The organism is Deltaproteobacteria bacterium (assembly GCA_016183175.1).
GTDB lineage: Bacteria > UBA10199 > UBA10199 > UBA10199 > SBBF01 > JACPFC01.
This window is the reverse complement of the sequence record JACPFC010000043.1, coordinates 13,943-23,671: the sequence shown is the minus strand read 5'-3', so window position 1 is coordinate 23,671 and position 9,729 is coordinate 13,943. Positions and strand designations below refer to the sequence as shown.

The window sequence follows — 9,729 nt, the reverse complement described above, 5'->3', positions numbered from 1 at the left end:
GATGACCTGGAAAATTTTGAGGATCGTCTGGCCAGAAAAGAAAAGGAGTCGGCTCTTTTGACGGCGGAACTGGGGGAGAAGGCGAGTCTCCTTTCCGAGGCCCGGAAAACAGCGGCTGTCACACTCGAAAAGAAAATACAAAGGGAGTTGGCCGAGCTTTCCATGCCGGGGGTTGTCTTTTCAATAAAAGTTATTTCACCGGGAAAACCGGATGGTTCATTGTATAAATCCAGTGGTTTTGATGAAGTCAGATTCGATTTTGCGCCGAACAAAGGGGAACCCCCCCGGCCGCTTTCCAGAATTGTCTCCGGCGGCGAACTGTCACGGGTTCTTTTGGCGATCAAGCAGGTGTTGGGGGCGCGTCCCTGGCCAATGACCTGTATTTTCGACGAGGTGGACAGCGGCATTGGGGGCGCAGTGGCCTTTGTGGTTGGGAAAAAATTAAAGGCGATGGCGCAATCGAATCAGGTTCTATGCGTCACCCATCTGCCGCAGGTCGCCTCGCATGCAAACCGGCACTATGTGATCACCAAAGGGGTGAAAAACCGGCGGACCTTCACGGAGGCGCGCCCGTTGGAGCGGACGGAACGGGAGGAGGAGATCGCGCGGATGCTGGGGGGGATTGCCGTGACGGCAAAAACCAAAGAACATGCGCGAGAGATGTTGCGCTCGGCTGATAAGTAGCGGCCTTTTGGTTCCCAGAGTCATTTCAGGTTTCTTGAAAACTCGCGGTCGTTATAATCGCCACTTTAGTTGTCGATTGGGGCTTGGTTTGTTCCGGTTGGCGATGTTTTTAAGGTGCGCTCAAACAGTTCAAGAAACCTTTCATGACTCCCGGAAACCAAAAGGCCGACTAGGTTGATATGGACGCACTTTTGCAAAAAATAAAAAATGCCGCCGCCCGGAAGCAGGTCAAAGACTTCGAGATTTACCTCAAACGAAGCCGGGGCCTTTCCATCACCGTGAAAGAGCAAAAACCTGACGCGGTGGAAAACAGGGACAGTCTCGGCTTTGGCCTCCGCGTTTGTTTAAATGGAAGCGGCAACCGCCGTCTCGGTTTTTCCTACGGGCGTGCGTTTGACGACGCATCCCTCGATATTGTCGTGGATCAGGCGCTGGCCGCGGCAACGGCGGCAACCCCCGATCCCCTCTACGGCTGGCCCCCAGGGGGCTGGTCGGCGCCAGCGGCGCTACCACAAGAAAAGGCTTCGTATCCCGAGGGGACCAATTTCGACCCCGCCCTTTCGGGCATTACTCGCGATGACAAAACGGCCGTGGCCTGTGAATTGGAAAAGTCGGCTCTTGGAACCGACCCGCGCGTCAAGCGGGCCCGATATACTTCGTACGAGGAAGAGGTGGACGATACGGTTCTCTTCAATTCGTCCGGTCTTCTGGCCTCGCATCGGCGGACTCACTTGTCATTAAGCGTCCTGGCGGTGGCGGAAGTTGGGGGGCAATCGGAGGAATATTACGAATACGCCTCGACCCCTTTTTTTCGGGAGCTCAAACCCCGTCCGCTTGGCCGGTCAGCCGCGCAAATGGCAGTGGACCTCCTGGGGGGAAAGCGAATCGCCAACTACCGGGGACCGGTGATTCTCCCTCCCGGCGTGGCGGTCTCATTTTTGGAGGTATTTGCCCCCGGCGCCACCGCGGAAAATGTCGCCAAGAAAAATTCCTGTCTGATCGGAAAAATGGGGGAAAAACTTTATTCACCGAAAATCACCATCGTTGACGACGGCCTTTATCCGGGGGGGGAGGAGAGCGCCCCCTTTGACGCCGAGGGAACTCCGCGGCAAAAGACGGTGATTGTCAACCGCGGTGTCGTGTCGAACCTCCTCTACGACTGCTATTGGGCCCGAAGGGACAAAAAAAATTCCACCGGAAACTCCCGTCGCGCCTCGGCCGTCGCCCGCCCAAAGCTCGAGTGGAGCAATTTCTTCATCCAGCCGGCTGAGCCGGTTGAACCGGTTCAACCGGTTGAACCGGTTCAACCGGCGGAAAAATCGCCCGACCGGATTGCGGCTATCGACCGCGCCATTTTTATCGCCGAGGTCATCGGCATCCACACCGCCGATCCGATCTCCGGCGATTTTTCCGTGGGCATGCAGGGCTTTTTGATTGAAAAAGGGAAAGGCAAAAAACCGGTCCGCTCGATGGCCTTGGCCGGAAATCTGCACGAGATGTTCGCCAAAGTGGTGGAGGTCGGCTCCGATTTGCGCTTCTACGGCCGGTTCGGGGCCCCGACGCTTTTAATTGAAGAGGCCTCGGTGAGCGGCGAGGGTTCCCACCGAGCGCCGACCGAACAGGGAGGATAAAGCGAGGTGGGAGCGGAGTTTGCAAAGGCAATAGAGTTATTTTCAGGCTTCGGTAAAAAAGAAACCGAATATAAGTTGACCCCTCCCTTTCAATCTTTTATAAATAGCTGATGTCTTTAAAACTTGCCTCCTACGGCCTCACGGATGTCGGCAGGAAGCGAACCCACAACGAGGATTCCATTCTCGTCAACGACGATCTGTCGCTCTACATCGTGGCCGACGGGATGGGGGGGCATTCCGGCGGCGAGTTCGCCTCGCGGATGGCCGTCACCACCATGGAGGAGGTTGTCAAAAACATCAACTCCGACCCGGAGGCGACCGTCATCTCCGGCGTCAACACCGAAGACGCCGACGCGGGCGACCGTCTGCGCTACGCCATCGAAACCGCCTCGGGCAAAATCTACGATCAATCGCTCTACGATCAGTCCCTGAAGGGAATGGGCACCACCACCGTCGCGGCCGTCTTTTCCGAGGGTCAACTCTACATCGCCAACGTGGGGGACTCCCGCGCCTATCTTTTTCACGCCAACAAGATCAAGCAGATCACCACCGACCATTCCCTGGTCACCGAACAGATCCGGGCGGGGATCTTGAACGAAAACGACGCCCGAAAACACAAACTCAAAAACATCATCACCCGTTCAGTCGGCTACCAGGAGCAGGTCGAGTGCGACGTCAAAAAATTCGACCTCCATCTGGGGGATAAGCTCCTCCTTTGCACCGACGGCCTCTCCAACATGGTGGACGACCGTGAGATCGAACGGATCGTGGTTGGTCATCCGATGAAAGAGGCCTGTAAAAAATTAATCGACTCGGCCAACGAAAAGGGGGGGGAGGATAATATTACGGTCCTTATCGTGGAAGTGCTTGATATTACTTGAAAAATAAAAATAAATAAACTAGCAACTTTTTCGTCGGCGTGCCGATAACTAATCTGGACCCTTGAGGGGGACCAGATTATGCTTGATTGTATTGCAAATTTAAATAGAACTTTAGTTGTAACCGATCGTAACTATTATCAAAGCCCCAAAATTCAGGAGAGTGGATTGAAGGCAGGCGGGTATCACATCATCGTCGTCCCCCGGGATCCATCCAAGACAAGGCGCATCCGTCTGTCGTCGGTCACCGCGCGCCTCTTGGCCTTGGCCGGCATCCTTGCCATCCCTTTTCTGGTCGGCTCCATCTTCTCCACCGTTCACTATCAAAACAGGCTGGTTGTCTTGAACCGCCGCCTGTCCGATGACACCGAGGTTCTCCGGCAGAAAGAACTGCTCGCCTCGCGGCTGGGAAACCTCGAACGGGTGGTGTCGCGCACGGAGGAGGCCTTCTCCCGGCTCGAGGCGGTTTCGGATGTAGAGCTGGGGCACCTGCAAAAAGGGCTGGGGCCGATTGAAACGGAATTGACGTTTCAAACACCCAAAACGGAAGAACTGCCGAAAGTCGACGTGAATCTGGGGGACTGGCTGGAACGGGGGGGGCAGGTGACCTTGAGCGCCATCAAGGGAAAGATGGGCGAACTGGGGGACCGCCTTGAAAATTTAAACGCCCGGATCGAGGAATTTTACACACTGAACCAGGATAAAATCCGCTTTGTCAGCGCCGTTCCCAGCCTCATGCCGGTTGAGGGATGGATCACCTCCGATTTCGGCGGCCGGAGAAGTCCGTACGGCAGGGGCTACCAGATGCACTATGGGCTGGACATCGCCTCGCCCACCGGTTCGCCGGTTCGGGCCCCGGCCGACGGCGAGGTCATTTTTGCCGAGGCCCATGCCGGCTACGGGCGGATGATTCTTATCGACCACGGCTATGGTGTCACCACCCTCTACGGTCACGCCTCGCAGTTGTTCGTGAAGGAGGGCGATAAAATCAAACGGGGCGATATCATCGCCGCCGTCGGTTCCACCGGCTCCTCCACCGGCCCGCACCTCCACTACGAAGTCCACGTGGACGGCATTCCCACCGATCCGCTGAATTACATTACCGAATAATCCGTTTCCCCCTTGCCTTGACTTTGGCCGACCTATCCGTTAACACTTTTCCCCTTGTATGTCTTTAATCGTCCAAAAATACGGCGGGTTTATCATAGGGGCTCGCGTCGCCAACTATTTCTACTCCGCAAAACTTACAGTTTTGCTGCGCACCCGGGCAAAGCCCGGGTTTGCACCACCGGCCAAGCCACTACAAGCAGCGGTTTATCCGCTGCGCGTAGCAAACCGAATGGTTTGCGAAGTAAAATGTTGCCTCCCCCTCAACGCCGCTTTGCGGCTTGGAAGTACCGCCGCCAAGCGTATTTATTTATGAGTCTTATTGTCCAAAAATACGGCGGTACTTCCGTCGAAAATATCGACCGGATCAAAAATGTCGCGCGGCGCGTGATTGAGACAAAGCGGAAGGGGCATGACGTGGTGGTCGTCGTCTCGGCCATGGCCGGCGAAACCAACCGGTTGATCGCTCTCGCCCAAGGCATCACCGGCGACCCCAACCGGCGCGAACTCGACCAGCTGGTTTCCACCGGCGAACAGGTGACCATCGCCCTTCTGGCGCTGGCCCTTCAGGATATGGATCAGCCGGCCCGGTCGTTTGTGGGGCATCAGGTGAAAATCACCACCGATTCGTCGTACTCAAAGGCCCGGATCAAAAGCATCGACGCCAAAATCGTGAAAGACTGCCTTAAAAAGGGGGAAGTGGTCATCGTGGCGGGGTTTCAGGGAATTGACGAGGAGGGAAACATCACGACCCTGGGGCGCGGCGGCTCCGACACCACCGCCATGGCGCTGTCAGCGGCGCTCAAGGCCGATCTGTGCGAGATCTACACGGACGTGGACGGCGTCTACACCACCGACCCGCGCATCTGCCCCGATGCGCGCAAGCTGGAAAAAATCACCTACGAAGAGATGCTGGAGCTCGCCTCCACCGGCGCCAGGGTTTTGCAGATCCGATCGGTGGAGTTCGCGGCCAAATACGGCGTCAATCTCGTGGTGCGGTCGTCGTTCAACCATCACGAGGGGACGCTCGTCTGCAAGGAGGACAAAAAAATGGAAGAGGTCATCGTTTCCGGAATCGCGCTCGAAAAGGGGGAGGCCAAGGTGGCCCTCCGCCGGGTTCCCGACCGGCCGGGGGTGGCGATAAAAGTCTTTGGCCCCATTGCCGCCTCCGACATCAATGTCGACATGATCGTCCAGAACATCAGCGAGGACGGCCATACCGACCTCACCTTCACCATGCCGCGCGCCGATCTCTCGCGCGCCCGGAAAATCATCGAGGGAATCGCTCCCGAAATCGGCTTAAAAAGGGTGGATGCCGACGAGGATATCGCCAAGGTTTCCATCGTGGGGGTCGGGATGCGTTCGCACGCGGGAGTCGCCGCAAAGGTGTTCGAGACCCTTTCAAACAAAAAGATCAACATCGAGATGATCTCCACCTCGGAAATCAAGATTTCCGTCGTGGTAAAAAAGGACAAAGGGGAAGAGGCGGTGAGGGCGCTCCATGCGGCGTTTGAGTTGGGGGGAAAGAGGGGATAATACGGCAACTGCGAGAAAGCAGAAATCAGAGAGCGGATAGCGGAGATCGGATTCAAGACTCTGCTTTCAGCTCTCTGCTTTCGGCTTTCTGATTTCTCGCAGTTGCAAGATTTTATGCCAAAGTTGATCCAAATCTACGACACCACGTTGCGCGACGGCACGCAGGCCGAGGACATCGCCTTCACCGTGGAGGACAAGCTCCGCATCGCCGAAAAGCTCGATGGACTCGGGGTCCACTACATCGAAGGGGGATGGCCCGGCGCCAATCCCAAGGATTCCGAATTTTTCGAACGGGCCCGTCGCGAACTCAAACTGAAAAGGGCAAAACTGGTTGCCTTCGGTTCCACGCGAAGGGCCTCATCCGCCGTCGAAGGCGACGAAATTCTGAAAAGCCTTCTTTCCGCCGGCACAAAAACCGTCTGCATCTTTGGAAAAAGCTGGAACCTCCATGTCACCCGCGCCCTTGGAATTTCTCCGGCCGATAATCTGAAGCTCGTCTCCGAGAGCGTTGCCTGGCTTAAAAAAAACAGGCGCGCGGTCATCTACGACGCCGAACATTTTTTCGACGGTTTCAAGGCCGACAAAAAATATGCCCTCGAAAGCGTCAAGGCGGCTATCCGCGCGGGGGCCGACCGCATCGTCCTTTGCGACACCAACGGCGGTTCGCTCCCTTCCGAGATTGAAAAAATCGTCCGCCTCGTCCGAAAAGCCGTTCGCGCGCCGCTCGGCATCCATTGTCACGACGACGCCGGGCTGGGGGTGGCCAACTCGCTGGCCGCGGTGTGCGCCGGGGTCACGCAGGTGCAGGGGACGCTCAACGGCATCGGCGAGCGGTGCGGCAACGCCAATCTTGTTTCCATCATGGCCGATCTGGAATTAAAAATGGGATACATCTGCGTCGGCCCGGCCAAACTTGCGCGTTTGCGCGAGACGGCCCTCTTTATCGACGAGATGGCCAACCGGGCTTCCAACCGCCATCAGCCCTATGTGGGGGATTCCGCCTTTGCCCACAAGGGGGGGGTGCATGTCTCCGCCATCCTGAAAGAGGCGCGGACCTACGAGCATGTCGATCCCAAAAAGGTGGGAAACATCCAGCGGGTTCTTGTTTCCGATCTCTCCGGCGCTTCGACCATCGCCCACAAGGCCAAAGAGTTCGGCCTTGATTTGAAAAAAGAAAATCCGCAGGTCCGGGTCCTTTTGGAAAAGTTGAAGGAGATGGAAAACCGCGGCTATCAGTTCGAGGGGGCCGAGGCGTCGTTTGAAATTCTGGTCAAAAAGGCGCTGGGAGAATACCGGCCGCATTTTATTCTCCACGACTTTCGGGTGACCGACACGATCTCTCTTACGGCGGGCGCAGAGGCGACCTCCGAGGCGGTCATTCATCTGGCCGTGGAAGGGCGCGAGGAAAAGGCCTCTTCCCGCGGTGTGGGCCCGGTCCACGCCCTCGATCAGGCGCTCCGCAAGGCGCTCGAACGGTTCTATCCAAGGCTCGCCGAAATGAAACTCCTCGATTACAAGGTCCGCGTTCTGCGGGGGATAGGCACCGCCTCGGTGGTGCGGGTTCTTATTGAATGCGGAGACACGGAAGGGAAATGGGGAACCGTGGGGGTTTCGGAAAATATCATCCATGCCAGCTATCAGGCGCTGGTCGATTCCATCGACTATAAACTGATGAAAAGCGCCAAGGGGGAAAAATCAGCATAAGCCTTTAATATTTCTTGACTCTTTTCAGAAATTCCTTACAATTCCCTCTCAAGAACCCATGACTTACATGTAATGTAATGTCACCATCCAAATCAAGGAGCTTACCATGAGATCATCCAGGAGGGCGGCATGGTTTTTCTTCCCTGCCTTGCTTTTGTGCGTGTGTCTGTCTGCCCCTCCCGCGCATGCGGCGTACGTGAGCCGTTTCGAGGTCAACACCTTTGAACCGGCGGTGGACAGTGGCCAATATTACACTCAATACAGCTCGCAGAATCTCAAGGCATGGCAGGGGACTCTTGGTTTCTATTTTGATTACGCCAACCGCCCCCTTCAATTTGTCGGCATTGACGATCCGGATGAAAGGCAATCCGTCATCGACCAGTGGATCATCGCCAATTTTTATGGAGCCTTGGGCTTCACCGACTGGTTCGAGGCGGGGATCAACGTTCCGGTAGCGCTCTACAACTGGTTTTTCACGGATATTGCCGGGGCTCCGGAAGATCACGGGATGGGGATGGGAGATGTCACCCTGATGACGAAATTCCGGGTGGTGAACACCGAAAACAGCCGGGTCGGCTTTGCCGTCATGCCTTACGTCATGTTTCCCACCGGCGATGGAGTTCGCTATCTGTCCAATGGAAGTGTCGCCGCCGGCTTGAGGCTAATCACCGATTTTATCCTTCACGAGCGCTTTAATATGACGTTGAACGTCGGTTATTTTGCCCGGGACGATGTGACCCTCCACGCGGTTCGGATGGACGACTCGTTCACCTACGGTCTGGCCGGGAATGTCGATTTCGGAAAAGGGTGGCACGGCATTGCCGAAATTTTTGGAACAACGGTGATTCGCGATTTCTTTTCGGAGAGTTCTTCGTCTCCCCTGGAGGCGGGCGGAGGGATTCGCTATCTCTTTGGCGGCACCGGTTTTGCGCTGGATGTCGGCGCAAATGCCGGCATCATCGACGGCGTGGGGGCCCCCCGCGTCCGCGGGTATCTCGGCCTGAAGTGGACCTCGCCGGTGACCGAGGAGTGCCCCGAGTGTCCCCCGCCGGCGCCGCCCCCCGACCCGCGCATCCGGGACGGCAAGATCGTCATCTGGGGAAAAATTTATTTCGACACCGACAAGGCGGTGCTGAAGCCGCTTTCCTTTCCGGTTTTGGACGACGTGGTGGATGTCATGCAGAAAAACGCGGGCGTTCGGATGGTTGAAATTCAGGGGCATTGCGACTGGCGCGCCAGCGATGCCTACAACATGGATCTTTCCCAGCGACGGGCCGATGCGGTGAAAAACTACCTGACCGGCAAGGGGATTGAGGCCTCGCGGCTTACGGCCAAAGGATACGGCGAAAGCAAACCGATCGCCGACAACAAAACAGTTGAAGGAATGGCCCAGAACCGCCGGGTGGAGTTTGTGATTCAACAGCAGGATTTTTAGGGGATGGTGGTCCGCCACATGCACATGAGGCGGAGTGGATCGTAGAAGGTGGTTTGACACTCCCTCTCCAGTAGGCTAAATCCCTTGTGTGTCCCGTTACTATTTCGATTACAATGCGACAACACCGCTCGCCCCGTCTGTCCGGCAGGTTCTCCGGATTACCCTTGAGAGTGATTTAAAAAATCCTTCAAGCGTGCATGAGGAGGGGCGCAGGGCCGGACGTCTTCTCGACGAATGCCGCGAAAAAACGGCGTCCCTCCTTGGTTGTCTTCCGGATGAAATCTGTTTTCTAAGCGGTGCCACCGAGGCGAATAACGCGGTTTTCTCCTCGGCGTGGGAGACCCGCCCGCAGGAACGATCAAAAATCGTCACGCTCGCCATTGAACATGATTCGGTAATTCGTCCGCTGGAGCATTTGAAAAAAAAAGGGATGGTTATGGAGACGGTGAGAGTCGATCGAGCCGGTGAAGTTGACGAAGAGGCTCTGGAACGGGCGATTGATGAAAAAACGCTGATGGTCACGGTGATGGCCGCCAACAACGAGACGGGAATAGAGCTCCCCGTCGAAAAGGTTTGCCGTCTGGCCCATGAGAAGGGGGCGCTTTTTCATACGGATGCCGCCTGCGCGATAGGAAAGACGTCCTTCCATTTTGGGAGGCTTTCAGCCGACTTTGCCTCGTTGTCGGCGCACAAGTTTTATGGCCCGAAGGGGATTGGGGCGTTGCTCGTCCGCAGGAAGACAAAATTCACGCCG

Annotated in this window: 9 protein-coding genes; all 9 read left to right on the top strand. The window is 56.4% G+C overall.

Annotated features, from left to right (window positions below):
* The coding region (locus HYU99_05420; GenBank protein MBI2339788.1) for a DNA repair protein RecN at nucleotides 1-684 on the top strand (684 nt) is incomplete at its 5' end.
* 179 nt (nucleotides 685-863) lie between these two features.
* The gene (locus HYU99_05415; GenBank protein MBI2339787.1) at nucleotides 864-2,315 is read left to right on the top strand and encodes a TldD/PmbA family protein; all 1,452 of its coding nucleotides are present in this window, start codon (nucleotides 864-866) and stop codon (nucleotides 2,313-2,315) included.
* Nucleotides 2,316-2,425: 110 nt separating this feature from the next.
* Complete coding sequence (locus HYU99_05410; GenBank protein MBI2339786.1) at nucleotides 2,426-3,196, top strand: Stp1/IreP family PP2C-type Ser/Thr phosphatase; 771 nt, start codon at nucleotides 2,426-2,428, stop codon at nucleotides 3,194-3,196.
* A 165-nt stretch (nucleotides 3,197-3,361) separates the two neighbouring features.
* Nucleotides 3,362-4,303: a M23 family metallopeptidase gene (locus HYU99_05405; protein MBI2339785.1), complete on the top strand. Its 942-nt coding sequence runs from the start codon at nucleotides 3,362-3,364 to the stop codon at nucleotides 4,301-4,303.
* Between the two features lie 58 nt (nucleotides 4,304-4,361).
* Entirely contained in the window at nucleotides 4,362-4,616 is a 255-nt protein-coding gene (locus HYU99_05400; GenBank protein MBI2339784.1) for a hypothetical protein, read from the top strand.
* Nucleotides 4,613-5,836, top strand: a complete 1,224-nt coding sequence (locus tag HYU99_05395) for an aspartate kinase (GenBank protein MBI2339783.1) — start codon at nucleotides 4,613-4,615, stop codon at nucleotides 5,834-5,836. The genes HYU99_05400 and HYU99_05395 overlap by 4 nt, the downstream gene beginning before the upstream one ends.
* Nucleotides 5,837-5,950: 114 nt before the next feature.
* Nucleotides 5,951-7,540 carry a citramalate synthase gene (locus HYU99_05390; GenBank protein ID MBI2339782.1) on the top strand — a complete coding sequence of 530 codons (1,590 nt, stop codon included), beginning with the start codon at nucleotides 5,951-5,953 and terminating at the stop codon, nucleotides 7,538-7,540.
* A 106-nt stretch (nucleotides 7,541-7,646) separates the two neighbouring features.
* Nucleotides 7,647-8,975 (top strand): OmpA family protein, encoded by a 1,329-nt coding sequence (locus tag HYU99_05385; protein MBI2339781.1) that lies wholly within the window; start codon nucleotides 7,647-7,649, stop codon nucleotides 8,973-8,975.
* An 88-nt stretch (nucleotides 8,976-9,063) separates the two neighbouring features.
* Nucleotides 9,064-9,729: aminotransferase class V-fold PLP-dependent enzyme (locus tag HYU99_05380; protein MBI2339780.1), on the top strand; the 666-nt coding region annotated here is incomplete at its 3' end.